The organism is Saccharibacillus brassicae, from assembly GCF_006542275.1.
Lineage (GTDB): Bacteria > Bacillota > Bacilli > Paenibacillales > Paenibacillaceae > Saccharibacillus > Saccharibacillus brassicae.
Genome location: NZ_CP041217.1, coordinates 4,251,657 through 4,273,268 on the forward strand (window position 1 = coordinate 4,251,657; position 21,612 = coordinate 4,273,268).

The 21,612-nt window shown below is 58.9% G+C and carries 18 protein-coding genes and 1 riboswitch; of the genes, 13 read left to right on the forward strand and 5 right to left on the reverse strand.

What is annotated here, in order from left to right; genetic code table 11:
- The first annotated feature begins 1 nt into the window (after position 1).
- The 4 genes from FFV09_RS17635 to FFV09_RS17650 all read left to right on the forward strand — a co-directional run bounded on the left by FFV09_RS17635 (position 2) and on the right by FFV09_RS17650 (position 3,686).
- The gene (locus tag FFV09_RS17635; protein WP_141449044.1) at positions 2–256 is read left to right on the forward strand and encodes a hypothetical protein; all 255 of its coding nucleotides are present in this window, start codon (positions 2–4) and stop codon (positions 254–256) included.
- A 291-nt stretch (positions 257–547) separates the two neighbouring features.
- Positions 548–1,660, forward strand: a complete 1,113-nt coding sequence (locus tag FFV09_RS17640) for a phosphodiester glycosidase family protein (RefSeq protein ID WP_141449045.1) — start codon at positions 548–550, stop codon at positions 1,658–1,660.
- Between the two features lie 17 nt (positions 1,661–1,677).
- Positions 1,678–2,337: an MOSC domain-containing protein gene (locus FFV09_RS17645; RefSeq protein WP_141449046.1), complete on the forward strand. Its 660-nt coding sequence runs from the start codon at positions 1,678–1,680 to the stop codon at positions 2,335–2,337.
- A 194-nt stretch (positions 2,338–2,531) separates the two neighbouring features.
- On the forward strand, positions 2,532–3,686 hold the full coding sequence (locus tag FFV09_RS17650) for an HRDC domain-containing protein (protein ID WP_141449047.1): 1,155 nt from the start codon (positions 2,532–2,534) through the stop codon (positions 3,684–3,686).
- Between the two features lie 159 nt (positions 3,687–3,845).
- Here FFV09_RS17650 and corA read toward each other — a convergent pair whose 3' ends face one another.
- The gene (gene corA, locus FFV09_RS17655) at positions 3,846–4,787 is read right to left on the reverse strand and encodes a magnesium/cobalt transporter CorA (RefSeq protein WP_141449048.1); all 942 of its coding nucleotides are present in this window, start codon (positions 4,785–4,787) and stop codon (positions 3,846–3,848) included.
- A 505-nt stretch (positions 4,788–5,292) separates the two neighbouring features.
- Positions 5,293–5,399, forward strand: a riboswitch (SAM riboswitch).
- A 379-nt stretch (positions 5,400–5,778) separates the two neighbouring features.
- Between corA and metA the strand changes: the two genes are divergently transcribed.
- The 5 genes from metA (at position 5,779) to mqnC (ending at position 11,097) form a co-directional block, all read left to right on the forward strand.
- Positions 5,779–6,732, forward strand: a complete 954-nt coding sequence (metA, locus tag FFV09_RS17660; protein WP_141449049.1) for a homoserine O-acetyltransferase MetA — start codon at positions 5,779–5,781, stop codon at positions 6,730–6,732.
- Positions 6,733–6,772: 40 nt separating this feature from the next.
- On the forward strand, positions 6,773–7,957 hold the full coding sequence (locus FFV09_RS17665; protein WP_141449050.1) for a PLP-dependent transferase: 1,185 nt from the start codon (positions 6,773–6,775) through the stop codon (positions 7,955–7,957).
- Between the two features lies 1 nt (position 7,958).
- Positions 7,959–9,287 carry an aminotransferase class I/II-fold pyridoxal phosphate-dependent enzyme gene (locus FFV09_RS17670; protein WP_246098373.1) on the forward strand — a complete coding sequence of 443 codons (1,329 nt, stop codon included), beginning with the start codon at positions 7,959–7,961 and terminating at the stop codon, positions 9,285–9,287.
- Between the two features lie 86 nt (positions 9,288–9,373).
- The gene (locus tag FFV09_RS17675; RefSeq protein ID WP_141449051.1) at positions 9,374–9,736 is read left to right on the forward strand and encodes a DUF1304 domain-containing protein; all 363 of its coding nucleotides are present in this window, start codon (positions 9,374–9,376) and stop codon (positions 9,734–9,736) included.
- Between the two features lie 224 nt (positions 9,737–9,960).
- A complete protein-coding gene (mqnC, locus tag FFV09_RS17680; RefSeq protein WP_141449052.1) occupies positions 9,961–11,097 on the forward strand; it encodes a cyclic dehypoxanthinyl futalosine synthase in 1,137 nt (378 codons plus the stop codon).
- A 151-nt stretch (positions 11,098–11,248) separates the two neighbouring features.
- Here mqnC and FFV09_RS17685 read toward each other — a convergent pair whose 3' ends face one another.
- The 4 genes from FFV09_RS17685 to FFV09_RS17700 form a co-directional block, all read right to left on the reverse strand.
- Positions 11,249–12,274, reverse strand: coding sequence for a FecCD family ABC transporter permease (locus FFV09_RS17685; RefSeq protein ID WP_425472198.1), 1,026 nt, complete (start codon positions 12,272–12,274; stop codon positions 11,249–11,251).
- Complete coding sequence (locus tag FFV09_RS17690; protein ID WP_141449053.1) at positions 12,271–13,290, reverse strand: FecCD family ABC transporter permease; 1,020 nt, start codon at positions 13,288–13,290, stop codon at positions 12,271–12,273. The genes FFV09_RS17685 and FFV09_RS17690 overlap by 4 nt, the downstream gene beginning before the upstream one ends.
- A 9-nt stretch (positions 13,291–13,299) precedes the next feature.
- Positions 13,300–14,256 carry an iron-hydroxamate ABC transporter substrate-binding protein gene (locus tag FFV09_RS17695; protein WP_141449054.1) on the reverse strand — a complete coding sequence of 319 codons (957 nt, stop codon included), beginning with the start codon at positions 14,254–14,256 and terminating at the stop codon, positions 13,300–13,302.
- Between the two features lie 212 nt (positions 14,257–14,468).
- Positions 14,469–16,286 (reverse strand): S9 family peptidase, encoded by a 1,818-nt coding sequence (locus tag FFV09_RS17700; RefSeq protein ID WP_141449055.1) that lies wholly within the window; start codon positions 16,284–16,286, stop codon positions 14,469–14,471.
- A gap of 278 nt (positions 16,287–16,564) precedes the next feature.
- On the opposite strand from FFV09_RS17700, the gene FFV09_RS17705 reads away from it, so the two are divergent.
- The 4 genes from FFV09_RS17705 to liaF all read left to right on the forward strand — a co-directional run bounded on the left by FFV09_RS17705 (position 16,565) and on the right by liaF (position 21,589).
- Positions 16,565–17,278 (forward strand): HAD family hydrolase, encoded by a 714-nt coding sequence (locus FFV09_RS17705; RefSeq protein ID WP_170315068.1) that lies wholly within the window; start codon positions 16,565–16,567, stop codon positions 17,276–17,278.
- A gap of 472 nt (positions 17,279–17,750) precedes the next feature.
- A complete protein-coding gene (gene thrS / locus FFV09_RS17710; RefSeq protein ID WP_141449057.1) occupies positions 17,751–19,688 on the forward strand; it encodes a threonine--tRNA ligase in 1,938 nt (645 codons plus the stop codon).
- 244 nt (positions 19,689–19,932) lie between these two features.
- Positions 19,933–20,133, forward strand: a complete 201-nt coding sequence (locus FFV09_RS17715; protein WP_141449058.1) for a hypothetical protein — start codon at positions 19,933–19,935, stop codon at positions 20,131–20,133.
- 160 nt (positions 20,134–20,293) lie between these two features.
- A complete protein-coding gene (gene liaF, locus FFV09_RS17720) occupies positions 20,294–21,589 on the forward strand; it encodes a cell wall-active antibiotics response protein LiaF (protein WP_246098374.1) in 1,296 nt (431 codons plus the stop codon).
- Positions 21,590–21,612: the final 23 nt, after the last annotated feature.

Below are 21,612 nucleotides of genomic sequence, written 5' to 3' on the forward strand. Positions count from 1 at the left end.
GTTGGGGAAGCTGGGAGCGCTGTTTGTGCTGGAGGCGCTGTTTGCGTTGGAGGCGCTCCGGGTGGAAGAAGCTTCGATCGCCGCTAAAATCCGATTCCCCCTGATTGAAGAAAAAGCAGCTTGGGGAAGGGAATCGGATTTTAGATGCGAACGCTGTCGCTTCTCAGCCTTTCTTCCACCCTTCGCTGCTGCTGCGCTCGCCGGGGACAGCCTCTCTCCTTTTTTGGGGGAGGGGAAGGGCGAGTTCAAGGGCTGAGTTCAAAGGCGAGTTCAAGGACTGAGTTCAAAGGCGAGTTCAAGAGCGAGTTCAAGGGCTGAGGGGTTTGGAGAGGCGGTCTTGATGGTTGGGAACCCGGCTCTCCGGATGGAGGGGCGGGTTTGTTTGGCGTAGGGATGGGGGAGGACGCGTTTCGCAGCAGCGCGCCTCTTCGTCCCACTGTCCAACTTTCCCGACCATCAGGCAGGAAAAAGCGGCCTTCGTCGCCAAATAGAACAAGCAGCCAACAAAAGAAGCGGCCGCGCAAAAAGGTTCGGGAGGATATCGTTCATGGGGAAAAGCAAGAAGTGGGGCATGCTGCTGTTGGCCGGGGTGCTGACCGTATCGGGCATATTTGGCGCTGCGGGGGAAAACCAAACGGAAGCGGCGGCGGCGATCCAGGCGGGCGTGCGGAAGGTGTCGGTCGCGGGGCGGACGTACGCTGTGCAGACCGTGAGTATTCCGAAAGGCACCAAAGCCGCGCTCGGGCTGGCGCAGGGCCGGGTCGGGCAGACGCAGAGTTTCGCTTCGATCGTCAAGCAGAGCCGGGCGACGGCGGCGATCAACGGTGCGTTTTTCAACGCTTACGGAGGTCCGGCCGATCCTTATGGCACGCTGATCGCCCAGGGGAAGATCGTGCATACCGGTTATTACGGAACGAGCATCGGGTTCAAACAAGACGGAACGGTGCTGATGGATTCGCTGCGCGTCGGCATCCGGGGCACCGTGACGGGCAGACCGGACAAAGCGGGCAAAAGCCGAACGCTTGGGTGGTACGCGACTTTCGTCAACCGTACGCCGGATACGGGCCAAAACGTGGTGCTTATGTATAATTCGGCCCGGGGGACGAACGTGGGCTTCAGCGGCGGAACCGCCGTTACGGTGCGCAAAGGCAAAGTGGTCAAAAAAGCGGCGAATGCCAACACGTCCATTCCGGGGGACGGGTATGTGCTGGTGTATCACGGCTCCGAACAGAACAATGCCGCACGTTTTGAAGTCGGGTCCGCGGTCGACATGAATCTCTCCTACGAAAATGCCGCCAAGCGTCCAATTCCGTGGTCCGACGTCGTGACGTCGGTCGGAGCCGGGCCCCGTCTGGTCACGGACGGCAAAGTGTCGCTGGACGCCACAGGCGAAGGCTTCAACGATCCCAAGATTCTGACCGCCTCCGGCGCGCGCAGCGGAATCGCGATCATGCCGGACGGCTCGGTGCTGCTGGCCACGATCGGCGGCGCGACGATGAGCCAATGGGCGCAGGTCATGCAGAAAATGGGTGCCAAGCAGGCGATGAATCTGGACGGCGGCGCTTCTTCGGCGCTGTACGCGAACGGTCGGACGCTGACCGGGGCCGGACGGCCGCTGAGCAACACGCTCGTCTTTGGCCAATGGGTCGCCATGCAGTAGAAACGGAGGAATTCAACATGAAGGAAGTCGTAATCGCGGCAGTGAACGTCGGACTGCCCAGATCCGTGCCGAACGGCAAAAAGGAAGTGCAGACCGGAATCTTCAAAGAACCGGTCGACGGAGCGGCGTATCTGAGTACGCTCGGCTTCGAAGGCGACGGGCAGGCCGATCTCAAAAATCACGGCGGTCCGGACAAAGCGGTCTGCGTCTATTCGACGGACCGGTTTGCGTTCTGGGAAGACGGCGTGCTGCCGAAGCTAGGCCCGGGCGCTTTCGGCGAAAATTTATCGATCGCGGGCGGAGCGGAAGAAGATTTTTGTATCGGCGATACGTTCGTCATCGGCGAAGCGATCGTGCAGCTCAGCCAGCCGAGGCAGCCATGCTTCAAACTGTCGGTCCGCTACGGCGTGCCGGAACTGCCGGAGAAAGTGCAGGAGACGGGCTACAGCGGCTTTTATTTCCGGGTCGTCCGCGAAGGGCTGATCCAAGCCGGAGACCGGATGGAACTGCTGGAACGCCATCCGGCCGGCATGACCGTCATGCGCGCGAACGAGATCAAGTACAAGCGCAAAGACGATGCCGAAGCGATCCGCAGCCTGCTGGACGTTCGCGAATTGGCCGACGCCTGGCGGGGACCGCTCCAAAAGCGGCTGGAGACATTGGACAATCAGGGGTGAGCGGCCCGGACGTCGACGCAGCAAAAAGCCGTCAAAAGAATCTTGACTCTTCTTCCGTGTCGAGAGTATGATAGGGGCAACAGCATACAAGCGCGGAGGAAGCACCTCTCTTACATATCCATGTAGGAGGGGTGCTTTTTTGCGTTTTCGCTGCAAACTTGTCGACGCCGCGCGACACAACGGAGGGAAACGAAATGACGATCGTATTTTTGAAGCGGCTGGAAATTGAAAAGGAGCATGAAACCGAGTCGGCCCAGGTCTGGATCGAAGAAGAAGACGGATTGTGGATCAGCGGTTGGAGCGGAGAAGACGCCGCGGGGGAAAAGCGGCCGGAGCGTGAAATCTGGTACGAAGGCTCGGTCTGGAACGAGATGCTGGCCGTGTACCGCCACCGGCTGGCGGCCAAGCTTGCCGAAGGGTATCGGCCGGTGATCCGGGATACGTTTCAGGAATTTCTCGAAGCCGGCCAGCGCGGCCGCTTCACGCAGAGGCTGATCTGCTACAGCGAACTGAACGCCGACGAAGAATTGTACCAGCGGCTGGCCGCCTGGCGCAGGGTTCGGGCGACCGAAGAGCACCGGGCGCCGTATCTGATCGCGACCAATCGCGCGCTGCGGCTCATTGCGGCGTTCCTGCCGCGGACTCAGGAAGAGCTGCGCGAGCTGCCGGGGATCGGCGAGAACACCGTGCAGCGTTACGGCGAAGCGGTATTGGAACATACGCGGACATTGGAGCGCAAGCATGCTTTTCCGCTCGACTGGGTGGAGCGGCGCCTGGACGAAGAAGAATTCGAAGCGTGGACGTACAAAGGCAAAGAGCGCAAGTTCAAGCGCGAAGCCGAACGGGTCCGGGCGACGCGGCTGCTGCTGGAATCCGCCAAGGTCGGTTCTTCGCTGTCGCAGATCAGCGAGGCCAGCGGTCTGGATCGGCGCGAGCTGATCGACATGATGGAATCGCTGGAGAAGAACGGATACGACCTGGAATCCGTAATCGAGCACGAGCTGCAGCTGATGCCGCAGGAGCAGCGCGAAGCCGTCATGCAGGCGTATGCTGAACTGGGCGATTCTTTTCTCAAGCCCGTCCTGAAGAAAGTATACGGCGAAGAACCGCCGAGCGAACCGGGCCTGGAGATTCTGTACGAGCAGCTGCGGATGCTGCGCATGCTTCGTCGCCGGGCCGCGGAGCGCCGCGAAGCCGAAGCGGCGATGACGCCGGAACCGGCAGGGCAGTCTGCGCCGGGAGCGTCTGCCGAAGCTGTGGTGGAATCGGCGCCGGAAGTCGTGATCGCGCCTAAGCCGTCCGCGGCGCCGGCCGCTTCCGGCCGCAAGCGGGGCACGCACGCCGGTTGAACCCGGCTTCGGACGCCAGGCGTCAGGCTTAATCTTCCGCCTGCGCCGCGGATCGCCAAAAAGGGCCGTTCCAAGCTCCGGATGCCGGAAGCGGGAACAGCCCTTTTGTATGCGTATAGGGGGGGATGCGGAACGGGTCGATGCAGGAAGGCGCCGAACTTACAGCCAGCCTTTTTTGCGGAACAGCAGGTACATCGTAAAGCCGAGCACGACCATGAGCGCGATGACCATCGGGTAGCCGTACGTCCAATGCAGCTCCGGCATATGGTCGAAGTTCATGCCGTAGATGCCCGTCACGACCGTCAGCGGCATGAAGATGGTCGTGATGACCGTGAACACCTTCATGATCTCGTTCGCGCGGTTGGAAATGCTGGACTGGTACGCTTCGCGAAGGTTGCCCATCAGATCGCGATACGTATCGAAAGCTTCGGACACTTTGACCGTATTTTCGTAAATGTCGCTGAAATATTTCTGCAGCTCGTCGTCGATCAGGCGCAGGTCTTTTTTGTTCAGAATATTGATGACTTCGCGCTGCGGCACCAGTACCTTCTTGAGCCAGAGAATCTCCGCCCGCAGGCCGATGATGTCGTTGAGATGCGTGCGCTTCGTATTCATCAGGATATCTTCTTCCAGCTGCTCGATCTGGTCTTCGATCCGGTCGCCGACTGCGAAGAAGTTGTCGACGACGCGGTCGATCAGCAGATACATGAAGCGGTCCGGCGTATGCACTTCTTCTTCCCACATGATCGGCTTGACCGTGCGGAGTTCGTGAATCTTCTGCCGGGTCACCGTAATGATAAAATGCCGGCCGAGGAAGATGTTCAGCGCGCGCATGAAGATCTCTTCGTTGTCGAAGCGGATACTGTTGACGACGGTAAAATAGTGGTTCTCGTAAATTTCGATTTTCGGCCGCTGTTCTTCCTCGCCGAGCATATCTTCGACCGCCAGATCGTGCAGGCCGAACGTGAGCTGGAGCAGCGTCACGTCGTCGAGATCGGCATCGATCCAGTAGAAGCCTTCTTCGGGCGGGGTGAGCGTGTCGGTCAGGTTTTCATTTTCGATCAGCGTAAAAACGCCGTATTTGACATGCCGGATTTTCATGCGGTTCAACTCCTTCGAAATGAGACGATCGCTCGTCTGGTGAAATAGTCTCGAATTCGCGGGAGAGCGCAGGAAAAAACAGGCCGTCGCCGGAACGGGCGTCGCCTTAAACGGTTGAACGGCAGTTCAGCCCTTAAGGCGGCGGCCGGTCAGTTAACTTCCATACATGGAGGCATTGACGCCGGTCGGCCGTTTTTTCGATTGTCGGATGCGTGCTGCGTTCTCTCGCGCTTGGGCCTCGGGTCGCCGTCCATCTGAAAGTCACCTCTTGTTTTCAAAATTGTTTTCATAAAACCCTCGTTAAGTATAACCTGCACCCTAGGGCCTTTCAAGGTCTTGTTTGTGACAAGGGATGCTTACGTTATCGGCTCCGCCGCGGCGAAACTGTAGATGAAGAAAATCGATACAGCCCGCTTCTTGCTTGAATGCATAAAATGTGTATAATTGAATCTAACGTTATCCCGGCGAAACGGTCGGGAATTCGACAATTGAATATTTCAGTGGAATCTTATCAAGAGCAGGTGGAGGGACTAGCCCGATGAAACCCGGCAACCGGCGACTTTGTCGTACGGTGCTAATTCTTGCAAGTTACCGTGCGAACAGAGACGAGGCACGAGTCGATCAGCCCTTGTCGTCACGGCCCGCCGTGCGAACGCAGACGAGGCACGAGTCGATCAGCCCTTGTCGTCACGGCCCGCCGTGCGAACAGAGACGAGGCATGAGTCGATCAGCCCTTGTCGTCACGGCACGCCGTGCGAACAGAGACGAGGCACGAGTCGATCAGCCTCGATCTTAGCGTCGCGCATCCGGTAACTTGACAGATGAGAGAGGCGCTAGCTTTATATAGACCTTTCTCGGCTTGCCCGGAAAGGTCTTTTTGGTACACTTTCGTGCCGAAAAACGCTTTTCCGGCTGCCGAATGCTCGATCGCACGACACCCGTGTCCACATTCAACGTCAAACGTCAAAACGTAAAAAGGAGTGAATGGAAAGTGCCGATTAAAGTACCCGATAATCTGCCCGCCATGGAAGTGCTGCTGAAGGAAAATATTTTCGTCATGGACGAGAGCCGGGCGTACAGTCAGGATATCCGTCCGCTCCGCATCGCGATTTTGAACCTGATGCCGACGAAGGAGACGACCGAGACGCAGCTGCTGCGCCTGATCGGCAACACGCCGCTGCAGGTGGACGTCGTGCTGCTGTACCCGAGTTCGCACACGTCCAAGAACACGTCGGAAGAATACCTGAACACTTTTTACAAAACGTTCGACGAAATCAAGCACAAACGCTTCGACGGCATGATCATTACCGGAGCGCCGGTCGAGCAGCTTGAATTCGAACAGGTGAGCTACTGGGACGAGATTCGCCAGATCTTCGAGTGGTCCAAGAAGAACGTCACTTCGACGCTGCATATCTGTTGGGCTTCGCAGGCCGGCCTGTACCATCACTTCGGCGTGAACAAAATTCCGCTGGCGGACAAATGCTTCGGCGTCTTCCCGCATACGATGAACAAGACCAACGTGCAGCTGCTGCGCGGCTTCGACGAATGTTTCTTCGTGCCCCACTCGCGCCATACGGACGTGCAGCGGGAAGATATTTTGCGCAGCCCGGAACTCGAGATTCTGGCCGAGTCCGAAGAAGCGGGCGTCTATCTGGTCGCGACCCGCGACGGCAAGCAGATCTTTGCTACCGGCCACTCCGAATACGATCCGCTGTCGCTCAAATGGGAATATGACCGCGATATCGCCAAAGGGATGGATATCCCGGTTCCGAGAAACTATTTTCCGAACGACGATCCGACCCGCAAGCCGCTGTCTTCCTGGAGAGCGCACGCCAATCTGCTGTTCTCGAACTGGCTCAACTATTACGTCTACCAGGAGACTCCGTTCGATCAGGTCGACCTGACCAAAGAAGTATCGTTCAGCGACTACGGCGCCGGCATCTGAATCACTCACTCAATCCACGATCCATTCAGGAGGAATGACCATGAAGGACGACAGACAGCTCAAAATCGAAAGCGCGCTTGCGCAGATCGGCTCGCTTGAAGACCCGCAGACGGGAGGCGTGACGTTCCCGATCTACCATTCGACCGCTTACCGGCATCCGGGGCTCGGCCGGAGTACCGGCTTCGACTATACCCGGACCAAGAACCCGACCCGCAGCGTGCTGGAAGAAGCTTCGGCCAAGCTGGAAGCGGGCGACGCCGGTTTCGCGTGCAGTTCCGGCATGGCCGCGCTGCAGACGGTGTTTGCGCTGTTCGGGCAGGGCGACCATCTGATCGTCTCGCTCGACCTGTACGGCGGCACGTACCGCCTGCTGGAGCGCGTGCTGTCCCGGTTCGGCGTCAAGGCGTCCTACGTCGACACGAACGATCTCGAAGGCATCGAGCGTCTGCGCACGCCGAATACCAAAGCGGTGTTTATCGAGACGCCGACCAATCCGCTCATGATGGTCACCGATATCAAGGCGGTCGCCGACTGGGCGAAGCCGAACGGGATACTGACGATCGTCGACAACACGCTGCTGACGCCGTTTTTCCAGCGTCCGATCGAACTCGGCGCCGATATCGTCGTCCACAGCGCCACCAAATACCTGGGCGGGCATAATGACGTATTGGCAGGCCTGATCGTGACCCAAGGCAAAGAGCTGTCCGAAGAAATGTTTTTCCTCCACAATTCAATCGGCGCGGTGCTGAGCCCGACCGACTCCTACCAATTAATGCGCGGCATGAAGACGCTGGCGCTGCGGATGGAGCGGCACGAGAGCAACGCCCTGACGCTTGCGCGTTTCCTGCAGCAGCATCCGCAGATCGAAGCCGTCTACCATCCGGGTCTGCCGGAGCATCCGGGACACGACGTACAGAACCGGCAGTCGAGCGGCAATACCGGTATTTTCTCGTTCAAAGTCAAAGACGCGCGCTGGATCGATCCGATCTTGCGTCATATCCGGCTGATCGCTTTCGCGGAAAGTCTGGGCGGCGTCGAGTCGCTGATGACGTATCCGGCGATACAGACGCACGCGGATATTCCGCAGGAAATTCGCGACGCGATCGGCGTGGACGACAAGCTGCTGCGTTTCTCGGTCGGCATCGAGCATATCGACGACCTGATCGCGGACCTCGGCGGCGCGCTGCAGGCGGCTTTGAACGAGACGGAAGGGGCGGAAGCTTAATATGACCGACGTAAACAACGGGAATAACGAAAATACCGGGAACGACGGACTTATCGGCAAAAACGGCAGCGGCGACAGTCTGGAGACCGGCACGGAGAAAACGGCGCAGCCGCAAGGACGCACGCCGGAGCAGGCCGCGGCCGCGCCCCGGCAGCTGCAAACGCCCGAAGAAGCGGCGCAGGCGCTCAAAGACCGGCATTTCGACACGAAGCTGATCCATTTCGGCGCGGAGATCGATCCGGCGACCGGCGCGTCCAGCGTGCCAATCTACCAGGCGTCGACGTTCCACCATTTCGACATTTACAATCCACCGCAGTACGATTACAGCCGCTCCGGCAGCCCGACGCGCCAGGCGCTCGAAGATTACATCTCGCTGCTCGAAGGCGGAGCCGGCGGTTACGCATTCGCGTCCGGCATGGCCGCGATTTCCGCGGCGCTCATGATCTTTTCGGCCGGCGATCACCTGATCGTCACGGAAGACGTCTACGGCGGCACGTACCGGCTGCTGACGACCATTTTGAGCCGCATGAACATCGAGACGACCTTCGTCGACATGACGGAGCTCGATCAGGTCAAAGCGGCGCTGCGTCCGAATACCAAAGGCGTCTACATGGAAACGCCGTCGAATCCGACGCTCAAGATTACCGACGTCGGCGCGGTAGCGAACTGGGCCAAAGAGCATGACCTGCTCACGCTCGTCGACAACACGTTCATGACGCCGTATTACCAGCGGCCGATCGAACAGGGCGTCGATATCGTGCTGCACAGCGCGACGAAGTTCCTCGGCGGACACAGCGACGTGCTGGCCGGCCTTGCGGTGGCGCGCACGCCGGAGCTGGCCGCGCAGCTCAAAAAGCTGCAAAACGGGCTCGGCACGGTGCTCGGGCCGCAGGACTGCTGGCTGCTGATCCGCGGCATCAAGACGCTCGGCGCCCGCATGGAACGCAGCGAGATCGGGGCGCGCAGGCTTGCGCACTGGCTGTCCGAACGCAAAGACGTGGAAGCCGTCTACTACCCGGGCCTGCCGGAGCATCCGGGCCGCGGCATCCACGAACGGCAGTCGACCGGCTACGGCGCGGTCGTGTCGTTCGACGTCGGCTCCGAGGAGCGGGCCAAACGGCTGCTGAACCGCGTGAAGCTGCCGCTCGTGGCGGTCAGCCTGGGCGCGGTGGAGAGCATCCTGTCGTATCCGCCGATGATGTCGCATGCGGCGATGCCGCGCGAAGTGCGGCTTGAGCGTGGCATTGCCGACGGCCTGCTGCGCTTCTCGGTCGGCCTGGAGAACGTCGACGACCTGATCGCCGACCTGGAACAGGCGCTGGCCGATTAACTTTCCTTCGCTAAAGGGAGCAACCTCTTTTTTCTGTTACAATGAATGGAAATAGGCAAAAGCCTCAGAAGAAAAGAGGGAATGCGATGGAATGGGTGGCCAACGTCCTGGTAGCGCTGATCGCGCTGCTGCACGTGTATATTCTGGTCCTGGAAATGTTTATGTGGAACAAGCCGCGCGGGATGAAAGCGTTCGGACTGGAGCAAAAATTTGCCGACATGACGTTGTCGCTTGCGGCCAATCAGGGACTGTACAACGGATTTCTGGCGGCAGGGCTCGTGTTCGGCCTGCTGTATCCGAACGCGGAAGCGGGGGCGCATATCCAGATCTTCTTCCTCGTCTGCGTAATGGTCGCCGGCATTTACGGAGCGGCTACGGCCAAATTCAAAATTTTGTTCATTCAGACGGTGCCGGCGCTGATCGCGCTGATCGCCGTGCTGCTCGCCTAACGGCGTCAAGCAGCAGACCGGTCCGCTTCGGCGGACCGGTTTTTGCTTTTTGCCGGCGTATCGAAGTTCGCTCATATTTAATTCTTATGTAAAGTGTGATAGGATTAGTTGTATTGCAGGGCCCGATTAAATTTTAACTTTTCAAAATAGAGATTGTGCAGTACGGCCCGAACGGATACGACTCACTTTATTTGAACCTATTTTCACAAAGGAGGCTGCATGCAATGAGTGCGGTTGACAAAATACTGGATAAAGCTTTGAACGGGGGACGTCTCGACGTCGAGGATACGATCGCCCTGTACGAAACGAACGAGATCGAGAAGCTGGGACATGCCGCCAACGAACTGATGATTCGCAAAAACCCCGATCCGATCACGACGTTCGTCATCGGACGCAACGTCAACTATACGAATGTGTGCGACGTTTTTTGCCGTTTCTGCGCGTTTTACCGCCGTCCGGGTTCGCCCGAAGGGTATGTGCTTCCCGATGAAGTGATCCTGCAAAAAATTCAGGAGACCGAAGACGTGGGCGGCACGGAAATTTTGATGCAGGGCGGAGTCAACCCGGATCTGCCGTTCGAATATTACCTGAACATTCTGCGCAAGATCAAGCAGCATTTCCCGAACGTGACGATGCACTCGTTCTCGCCCGCGGAAATCATGAAGATGCAGAAGCTGTCCGGCATGTCGATGGAAGATACGATCCGCGCGATCCACGAAGCGGGACTTGATTCCCTGCCCGGCGGAGGCGGCGAGATTCTCGACGACCGGACCCGCCGCAAGATCAGCCGTCTCAAAGGCTCGTGGCGCGATTGGATGGACGTCATGCAGACGGCGCACAAAGTCGGCATGAACACGACCGCGACGATGGTGATCGGCTTCGGCGAATCGTACGAAGAGCGCGCGCTGCACATGCTGAGAGTGCGCGAAGCCCAGGACGAATGCATCCGCAACGGCTACGATTCCGAAGGGTTCCTCGCCTACATCTCGTGGACGTTCCAGCCGGACAACACGAACATGAAAGTCGAGAAGCAGACGCCGGAGCAGTATTTGCAAAACGTGGCGATCAGCCGCATCGTGCTCGACAACATCAAGCATTTCCAGTCGTCGTGGGTCACGATGGGACCGGAAGTGGGCAAAATGTCGCTCAGCTACGGCTGCGACGACTTCGGCAGCACGATGATGGAAGAAAACGTCGTATCGGCCGCGGGCACGACCCACAAAGTCAATATCGAGCAGACGCTCGACATTATCCGTGCCGCCGGCAAGATTCCGGCCCAGCGCGACACGAAATATAACCTGATCCAGGTGTTCGACGATCAAAATTACAAAATCCAGCGCGATTTCATCATGCAAAACTAGAGGCAAGGCCAGAAGCAGGACCGGCAGGCCGCGCCACCGCAACCTTTACCGCCGATTCGGCGAACGATAAGCAAACGCCTCTCCGCTCAAGCGGTTCCCGGCAAGGGACCGCAAGGCGGAGAGGCGTTTTTTGGTTTTTTTCAGTTTGGGTTCAGTTTGGCTTTTTGAGCAGCAGATGCAGGAAATACGGCGCCCCGATAAAAGCGACGACGATGCCGGCCGCGATCCCGCCGGGATCGTTCAGGCTGCGCCCGATCGTATCGGCCAACAGCAGCAGCCAGCCGCCGACGAGGATCGAGACCGGAATGAACCGCTGATGCGCGGGTCCGACGAGCGCGCGGGCGATATGCGGTGCCATCAGGCCGATAAACGCGATCCCGCCGGTGACGGACACGGCGGAAGCGGCGAGAGCGACCGCGGTCAGCAGCAGCAGAATCCGGTCTTTCTGGATCGGCACGCCGGCGCCGACGGCGGAAGCTTCGCCGAGCGACAGCAGGTTCAGCGACCGCGTTTTGACCAGCGCGAACGGAATAAGCAGCAGCAGCCAGGGCAGCAGCGCGAACACGAATGGCCAGTCGGTGCCCCAGACGGTGCCGGCGAGCCATTTGGCGATAAAATCGACTTTGCCCTGTTCGGCCGAAGAGATCAGCACGATCATGACGCCGGACAGAGCCGTGGAGAAGCCGACGCCGATCAGAATCAGCTTGATCGGCTGCACGCCTTCGCCCGGACGGTACGCGAACAGGTAGATCAGCACGGCGGTCAATAGCGCTCCGGCAAAAGCGACGGCCGGGATCAGAAAGACGAACGTGCCGACTTCGATCGGAGCGAACAGGAAAAATACGGTCACGCCGACGCCGGCTCCCGCATTGATGCCGACGATGCCGGGGTCGGCCAGTTCGTTGCGCGTGATGCCCTGCAGCAGCGCGCCGGACAGGGCGAGCGCCATGCCGGCCAGCAGCGTGATCAGGATGCGGGGCATCCGGATATCGAACAGGACGAATTCGTCCTTGAACGTGCCGCTGCCGAGCAGCGTCGGAATGATCCGTCCGTACGAGACGGACGAAGAACCGAGACCCAAGCTGACGAAAAAGGTGACCAAAATCAAAGCGGCAAGCGTGACAAGCACGCCGTTATGCCGGGGCAGGCGGCGCAGCGTATGCAGCATCCGGTTCATGAGAGGCCTTTCCCTCCTTTGCGTACGATAAACAGGAAGAACGGCAGGCCCAGCACGGCGACGATCGCGGCGACGGGCGTCTCAAGCGGCGCGTTCAGCATCCGGCCGAGCGTATCGGCAATGATCATGAACGCGGCTCCGAACACGGCGGATAGCGGCAGGATGCTCCGGTAATCGGTGCCCGCGAAGATGCGCACCAAATGGGGAATCATCAGCCCGACGAACGCGAGATTGCCCACGAGCGCCACCGCGGCTCCGGTCAGCAGCGTGATCGCCGCGTACAAGGCGACTTTGATCCAGCCGGTGTTCAAGCCGAGGCCGACCGCGGTCGATTCGTTCAGGCTGAGGATCGTCAGATGCCGCGACAGCAGCAGCGCCACGGCCAGGCCGAGCACGATGGCCGGAGCGATCGTTTGCAGCTGCCCCCAAGAGGTGCCGATCAAGCCGCCGGACGTCCACATGGATACGCTTTTGGAAATTTTGAATTCCAGGGCGATCGTATCGGCCGCGGCGGCAAGCAGCGCCGATACGGCCGCGCCCGCCAGAATCATGCGCAGGGGAGACAGTGTTTTGCCGCGCAGCGCAAGCAGGCCGAACACGAACGTTACGCCGAACGCCGCTCCGATGAAGCAGGCGATCATGACGCCGAAATAGCCGACGGCCGGAAAGAAAGCGAACACGACAGCCAGCGCCGCGTTGGCGCCGGCCGTCACGCCGAGCAGGCCGGGATCGGCCAGCGGATTGCGCGTCAGCCCCTGCATGACGGCACCGGAGACGCCGAGCGCGGCGCCGACGAGCATGCCTCCGATCTCGCGCGGAAGCCGCAGATCCCGAATGATCGAGATATCGGCATTTGTTGCGCCCGGAACGAACAGAGCGCTCCAAATATCCGGCAGCGAGATATTTTTGGCTCCGAGCAGGATCGAGCCGACGAACAGCAGCGCCAGCGCGATCAGGCTGAGCAGCAGCTTAAACGGAAAGAAACGGAAAACGCGAGTCGAAGCGGAAGTTTTCATCGCGCAAGATTATTCGCCCAGGAAAGACTTTTTGAAGAAATCGAGCTGGTAATCGAGCGATTTGGCGTCGTTGAAGTAGAAGCCCGTGGCGTCGACTTCGTAGACCTGCCCGTTTTTGACCGCCGGAATGTTTTTGTACGTGTCGGTCTCCTGGAACGAATTGTCCCCGCTTAACGTTTTGCTGAAGATGACGTAATCGCCAAGGTATTCCGGCAGCACTTCGAGCGACAGTTCGTAATAACCCTGCTTGGACGTCATTTCCTTGGCTTTGTCCGGCATTTTCAGGCCCATGGCCTGATACAGAATTTCGGTGCCGCGGCCCCACGCATCGCCGAAGATGTACAGGTTTTTGGCGTCGCCTTCCATGACGGTGATCGTCTTGTCGGCGCCGATCTTGTCTTTGATCTCTTCGCCGGCCTGCTGTGCGCGGGTCTTGAAGTCCGCGACCCAGGCGGCGCCTTCTTCGCCTTTGTTGACCGCTTTGGACACTTCTTCGATCTGCGTCAGGTAATCCACTTTGTTATACGTGTACGTCACGAGAGGCGCGATCTGTTTGAGCTTGTCGGCGTTCTTCACGTCGCTCGAAGCGATGATCAGGTCGGGCTGCAGCTCGATGATCTTCTCGATATTGTCGGCCGAAACTTCGGGCACGTCCGCCAAATCCGTTTTGAAGTTCGGGTTGTTTTTGGTCCATGTGTCCACGCCGACGACCGGAACGCCGAGCTGGATCAACGTGCCGGTATAACTCGACAGGTCGACGACGCGCTGCGGATTGGCCGGCACCTGGATAGGGCCGTTCTCCGATTGATAAGTGACGGTTCCCGTGGAAGCTTCGGCAGTTTCGGCAGCTTTGGGATCGGCGGCTGCGGCGGTACTACTGCCGGACGTCTTGGCCGGCTGGCCTCCTCCGCAGGCGGTCAACGCGACGACGAACAGCAGCAGCAGGGGCAAAAGAATCTTTTTCATAAGTATGTATTCTCCCTCTCCGAATAAATTTTAATTGAAAACGATAATCGTTATCAACGAACGCACTATTCAAAGAGTAAGGTCGAAGCGAAAGTTTGTCAATAGTCGATGTCTTGTTCAAAGGTCGAACATAACGTGCATGACGAAAAAACCCGCCGGCCAAGCGATATAAATCGCCTGGCTTGCGGGTGTTTGATATCGGATATTGACGGTCAGGTCTCTACGCCGGCCGGTTGTTCCTTGATCGCTTTTTCCAAAAACTCCAGAACGGCGCGGTAGACCCGAATCTCGTTTTCCTTTTTCGAGAATCCGTGTCCTTCGTCGTCCAGCACGAGGTACTCGACGCCTGCGCCTTTGCCCTGCAGCGCTTGGACGATCTGGTCCGATTCGGCTTTGACGACGCGGGGATCGTTGGCGCCCTGAATGACGAGCATCGGCTTGGTCATGCCGTCCAGATACGTGATCGGCGAGTAGGCGATCAGTTTGTCCTTGTCCGCTACCGGATCGCCGACCCATTGGTTCATGATCGGCTTCCAGTGCTCCGGCACCGATTCAATAAACGAGAACAGGTCGCTCGGACCGAAGATGTCGACGACGGCTTTGAAATAATCGGCGTGGCGTCCGTGCAGCAGAAGCGCCATGTAGCCGCCGAAGCTTCCGCCCATCAGCAGCAGCTTGTCGCGTTCGGCGTAGCCGTTTTCGATGATCCAATCCAGCCCGGCAATATTGTCCAGTCTCGGACCGTCGCCCCAATCGCCTTCGACAAGCTTGCAGAAAGCGAGGCCGTAGCCGGTCGATCCCCGGAAGTTCGGCGCGAAAATATGAAAGCCGCGGCTGACGAGGAACTGGAACAGCGAACGGAATCCGAGACGCTCCGCCGCCTGCGGCCCGCCGTGCGGCCACAGAATCGTATGTCCGTTGGACGTGCCTTCGCGCGCCCGGAAGAACAGCGCTTCGATCTCCAGGCCGTCAAACGACGGGTAGGTCAGCACTTCGGGCCGAACAAGCTCCGACTCCGCGATGCCCGGTACGCCGTAGTTGGTGCAGCGCGTCCATTCGTCGGACAACGGTTCTTTTTTGAAAATGTTGGTCGGGCTGACGGCGCTGCGTCCGAGCACGTACACATTGCCGCTCTCCGCCACTTTGAGCGAAGACAGCACGTCGACCGGAAGCGCGATGCCGCCGAGCGAACCGCTTTCCAGGTCGTAGGTGTACAGATGGTCGGCGACTCCCTTGCTTGCGCTCAGGTACAGCAGGCCGCGTTCCTTGTCGTAGGCGACCGACGTGAAATCGACGCCTTCGAGTTCGAGCAGGACCGTTTTGGTGCCGCTCTCGATATCGAATCGGGCCAGGTAAGAGAAGTCTTTGCCCGCGTTGGTCAGGTAATGCAGTTCGTGCTTGCCCGTGAACACGCAGTCGGACACCGTATATTCGCCTTTCGCTTCCGGGTCGAGCGAGACATGGTCGTCGCCCGAGCAGACGAACGCCGGGGCATAAGTATTGGAGAAATGTTTGGCGTACACGAGATGTTCTTCTTTGGGACCGACGTCGATCAGGAAGATCGAAGCGTCGCCCGAACCTTGAAGCACGGACACTTCCTGCCCCGTCTTGAGGTCGCAGCAGAGGGCGCTGAGGTAGGTCGGGTCTTCTTTGGTGGACGTATAGTAGAGACGCTTGCCGTCCTCGGACAGGATCGGGTTCATATGCCGGTGGCCTTCTTTGACGCACAGGGGCAGCAGTTCGCCGCCTTTGGGCTGCAGCGCATAAAGCTGCGCGTTCTCGTCGCCGTCGCGGTCGAACCCGGCTACGAGGAAGCGGCCGTGTTTGTCGTATTTGAGATCGTGGCAGTTTTGGCCGTTAAAAGTAAGCGGATACGGAAACGTATCCGGAAGATCCATGGCCCAGAGATCAAACTTGCCGCTGAGATTGGTGCTGAACACAAGCTGTTCTTCATCCGGACTGACCGTGAAATTCTCGATCGCAAACGTACGGAAGAACTGCTCGACATCGGGTTTTTTGAACGATAGCATGGAATCCTCCTTGTGTCGGCTTGCTGCCGGGGTAGTGGTGAAACGGACGTGCTTCCCTAAGTATTCGGCGTGCGCAAGCGTAATCCTGCCCTCAATGGATGAAAAGCCCCGATTTCCGTATCCGCACGTTTTTACGCCGCAAATTCGCAAAAGGGCGAAAGAGCATAAAATTGGGTATAAGAAAGAATGAACATATGTATTGGGTAAAAAAAGACATACCGCGTCATCGGCTGCGCCGCTGGCGAACATTACGGCAAAGCGGAAGGAGAACATCGATCATGAACAAAAAAATAACTTTTGACGCGTCCGCCATCGAAGTGATCGCGTTCGATCTGGACGGCACGCTGATCGATACGTCGGAAGCGATGTACGAAGTCAATCACGACGTTTTCGAGGAAGCGATCGCAAACGGGGATGCGGACGAGCAGCCTTCCAAAGAAACGATCCGCTCGGTATTCGGCATGACGGGAGAAGAAGCCTGGAAAAAGGTAGCGCCCGATATGGACGAGTCGGCGCAGGAACGGTACAAGAAGCCGCACGACGACCTGCTGCATCGCAAGATGGAGTCGCGCTCTTACGCGCTCGAAGGGGTGCCGGAGCTGCTGAAGCGGCTGTCGGGCACGTATGAACTCGCGACGGCGAGCAACTGCGGGGAAGCGTATTTGGACCGCGTGCTGCGGATCGACGGCCTGAAGGGCCTGATCCGGTATCCGCTGTGCGCGGGAAGCGTCGGCGCGCAGCGCAAAAGCGAGGTGCTGGCCGAGCTGCTGCGGCAGTCGGGACGCCGACCGGAGCAGGTGCTGATGGTCGGAGACCGCAAGTCGGACATCGACGCGGCTCTCGCGGTCGGCATGCCGTCGGTCGGCATCCGGTCCGCTTTCGCGGAGCCGGGCGAGCTGGAGAAAGCGAACGCGACGGTCGATCACATCGGGGAGCTGGAGCATGTGCTGCGGCCTTCCGCCGTCGGCACGTCCGAACCGTCCCGCACGTAAAAGCCGCTGTCGGGCGCGCCCGACAGCGGCGTACGCCTTTTCGTGCCGCCGGCTTGGTCTTGACGCTCGCCGGCGTACGACTTATAATGAACAGCAGCAAAAGCAACGACGAAGACAACAATGCCAGGCACCCGGTACCGTCCCAGAGAGAGGAAACCCAGGCTGCAATTTCCTCCGGATCGACCTGCATTTACCCCTTCCGAGCTGCGTTTTCGAACCCCGCCGGCAGCGCGCACGCCAGGATCCGCACGCCTCCGTTAGCCGGGCAGTAGAGAACGCCGGACCGCACTTCCGTTATTGATGTGCTCAATGAGGGCTTATCGCCCGCTTTCGGTCGATGCGGACCGGTAGGCGGACCTACGGCCGAATCAGGGTGGAACCACGGGTATAACGCTCGTCCCTTCGCGGGACGGGCTTTTTTTGCGCGCGTTTCGCGTCCTATTTTCCCAAATTTGAAGGAGGAATTTTAATTATGGCCATCTCTATCAGCCTGCCGGACGGCTCCGTCCGGGAATACGCGGACGGCAGCACAATCGAAGACGTCGCCGCGTCGATCAGCAGCAGCCTGCGCAAAAACGCGCTCGCCGGCAAGCAAAACGGTATCGTCGTCGACCTGAACACCCCGCTCGAGAACGGCGCGCAGATCGAAATCGTCATGCCGGGTTCGCCGGAAGGGCTCGAAGTCGTTCGCCACAGCACGGCCCACCTGACGGCTCAAGCGGTCCGCCGTCTGTTCGGCACGACAGAAGTGCAGCTCGGCATCGGTCCGGTCATCGAGGAAGGCTTCTATTATGACATGGACCTGGAGCACGGCCTCAATCCGGAAGATCTGCAGAAGATCGAGAAGGAAATGGAGCGGATCGTCGGCGAGAACCTGCCGATTACCCGCCGCGAAGTAAGCCGCGACGAAGCGCTCAAAATCTTCGGCGAGCTGGGCGATCCGTACAAGCTTGAACTGATCAACGCGCTGCCGGAAGAAGCGGCGATTACGATCTACGACCAGGGCGAGTTCTTCGACCTGTGCCGCGGTCCGCATGTGCCGTCGACAGGCAAGCTCAAAATCTTCAAGCTGCTGAGCGTGGCCGGTGCCTACTGGCGCGGCGACAGCAAGAACAAAATGCTGCAGCGGATCTACGGCACGGCCTTCTTCAAAAAAGCGGAGCTGGACGAGCATCTGCATTTCCTCGAAGAAGCCAAAAAGCGCGACCACCGGAAGCTGGGCAAAGACCTCAAGATGTTCACGTTCAGCAATCTGGTCGGGCAGGGCCTGCCGATCTGGCTGCCGAACGGTGCCAAGCTGCGCCGGACGCTGGAGCGTTACATCGTCGATCTTGAAGAAAGCCTCGGCTACCAGCACGTGTACACGCCGGTCATGGGCAACGTGGAGCTGTACAAAACGTCCGGCCACTGGGAACATTACCAGGAAGACATGTTCCCGCCGATGGAGCTGGACAATGAATCGCTCGTGCTGCGTCCGATGAACTGCCCGCACCATATGATGGTGTACAAAAACGATATGCACAGCTACCGGGAACTGCCGATCCGTATCGCCGAGCTCGGCCTGATGCACCGGTACGAAATGTCCGGCGCGCTGACCGGCTTCCACCGCGTGCGCGCGATGACGCTGAACGATGCGCATATTTTCTGCCGCCCGGACCAGATCAAGGAAGAATTCGGCCGCGTCGTGAAGCTGATCGCCAAAGTGTACGAAGACTTCGGTATCGACAGCTACCGATTCCGTCTGTCTTACCGCGATCCGCAGGATACCGAGAAGTATTTCCAGAACGACGAGATGTGGGAAATGTCCCAGCGCATGCTGCGCGAAGTCGTCGAAGAACTCGACCTGCCGTTCTACGAAGCGGAAGGCGAAGCGGCGTTCTACGGACCGAAGCTCGACGTGCAGATCAAAACGGCGCTTGGCAAAGAAGAGACGCTGTCGACTGCGCAGCTCGACTTCCTGCTGCCTGAACGCTTCGAACTGGAATACGTCGGCGACGACGGCCAGAAGCATCGCCCGGTCGTGATCCACCGCGGCATTATCAGCACGATGGAACGCTTCACGGCGTTCCTGCTGGAGAACTTCGCCGGCAATCTGCCGCTGTGGCTGTCGCCGATGCAGGCGAAGATCATTCCGGTATCGGGCAACTACAGCGAGTACGCCGAGCAGGTGGCGGAGAAGCTTAGAGAATCCGGCATTCGCGTCGAGACCGACGTGCGCAACGAAAAGCTCGGCTACAAGATCCGGGAAGCGCAGCTGGAAAAATCGCCGTACATGTTCGTCGTCGGCGAGAACGAGAAAGAAGCGGGCGGCGTGTCCGTGCGCAAGCGCGGCGAAGGCGACCTCGGCGCCAAGCCGCTGGACGAAGTGATCGCCATGCTGCAAGAAGAGATCCGCACCCGTAAAATTTAACGCTTCGGGCCGTCTTGCAAGGCTTCAGGCGTCTTGAACGCAGGCCGCTCCCTTCACGGGAGCGGCCTTTTCGCGTGCGCTTTCGGTCCGTCCGCCGCCGCGGCTCGGTCTCAAGGCCGGCCCGGCTCCGGCCGGAGGCGGGCCGAAAGTTCGCCCCGCAGGCGCAGGCGCAAATCATCCGCGCGCCGCTTCGGACTCCCTTGTTTTTCCCGCATACTGGAAAAAACGAAGGGAGGCGCGGACCATGAAAAAGAATAAAGCGAAAAAGCTGCTCAAAGCGGCGTACGGCAAACTGTTCGGATCGCGGGAAATGCAGGGAGGCACCGTGTCGGCGGCGAAAGTTCAGGCGCTGCGTTCGCCGAAGCGCAGGGGAGAAGAGAGATTCGATTACGATCGCAGCTTGAACGAAGAACTGACGCTCGGCCTGCTGCGCGGCCGGATGTAGACGGCGGGACACAAAACGTCTCGGTCTCGGGACCGAGAAGCTTTTCGTTCCCGCGCCGCTTTTGCAAAGGGTTTCGGTCCGGTAGACTGAACCTACCATCATAAGAAGTGTCCGGATCGGCAGCGCCTGCATCCGGTACCGATACAAGGAGGAGAAGACAATGAAAAAAAGTGGAGCTTTGTGGTTGATCGCGGTCGGCGGCGTGTTTCTGGCGTATCAGCTGGGATGGATCAGCTTCGGCATCGGAGATCTGATTCGGACGTTCTGGCCGATGATTCTGATTCTGATCGGCCTGCAAAAACTGCTGGACACCAAAAAAATGAGTTCCAGCATCGTCGGCAGCGTGATCATGATCGTCATCGGGGGTTATTTTCAGACGCGGAACCTGGGCATGCATGTGCTCAGCCCGGGCGAGTTTTTCAAAATCATGATTCCCGCAGCGCTGATCGCTACCGGCGTCTACGTGCTGCTCAAACCGAAACGATCGCCGGAGTATCCGTCGGTCCAGCGCGACAACCCGGAAGACTTCCATCATTCGGCGCCGCCGGCTCCTCCGGTTCCGCCGATGCCGATCGAACCGCTGGAATCGCCGCTTGACCGCATGTTCGTCAATCTGGACAAAGAAGAACCGGCCGGCGACGGCGAGCCCCGCAACCGGTATGACTGGGCGCCCGAACGTGACGGAAGAAGCGACGGCGAAAGTGAACAACCGGCCGCCGGCCGCGAGCGTTCGAACGAAGGATCGGAGTTTCACAAAATCGGCGGGATGGCCCGCGAGTTCGGCAAGCAGACGGCCGAGCAGATGCGGAAGATCGACTTTTCCCGGATCGCGGACGAAGTGAAGCACGAAGTGGACAGCGCGATGCACGATTTCAAAAAGTCGCTCGGCAAAGAAGGCGACAAACAAGCCGGACCCCGGTATAAATCGGGCGTGCCGCTGGACAAGGAACCGTTCCCGGACTATTTTGCCGAAGACAGCAGGTTTTACGACGACTGCCGCGAAGACATTAGAGAAGAAGAAAACGACCGGGCGGAAATGAAAAAAGCGCGCCAACAGGCGGACAAGGAAAAAAAGGAAAAAACGGTCAACGAATCGAGCTTTATCGGCGACTATTATATCGGCAAAGACTATTTCCGCCTCAAGCCGCTGAACATTTCCCATTTTGTCGGCGACACGGTCATCGATCTGACCAAAGCGCAGATCCCTTACGGCACGACGAGAATCAACATTTCCTGCTTTATCGGCGACGTCGTTATCTACGTTCCGAACGATCCGGAACTCGGCGTGCGGGCCAACAGCAGTTCGTTTCTCGGCGACCATAACGTGCTGGGCAGCACGCGGTCGGGCATCGTGAGCGGCGTGGACGAGACGCAGAACTACGACGAATGCGCCAAACGGATCAAGATTTCGGCGAGTTCCTTCATCGGAGACGTGCACGTGACGAGAGTCGGTTAAGCAGATCGGGGCGAGGTGGGAGC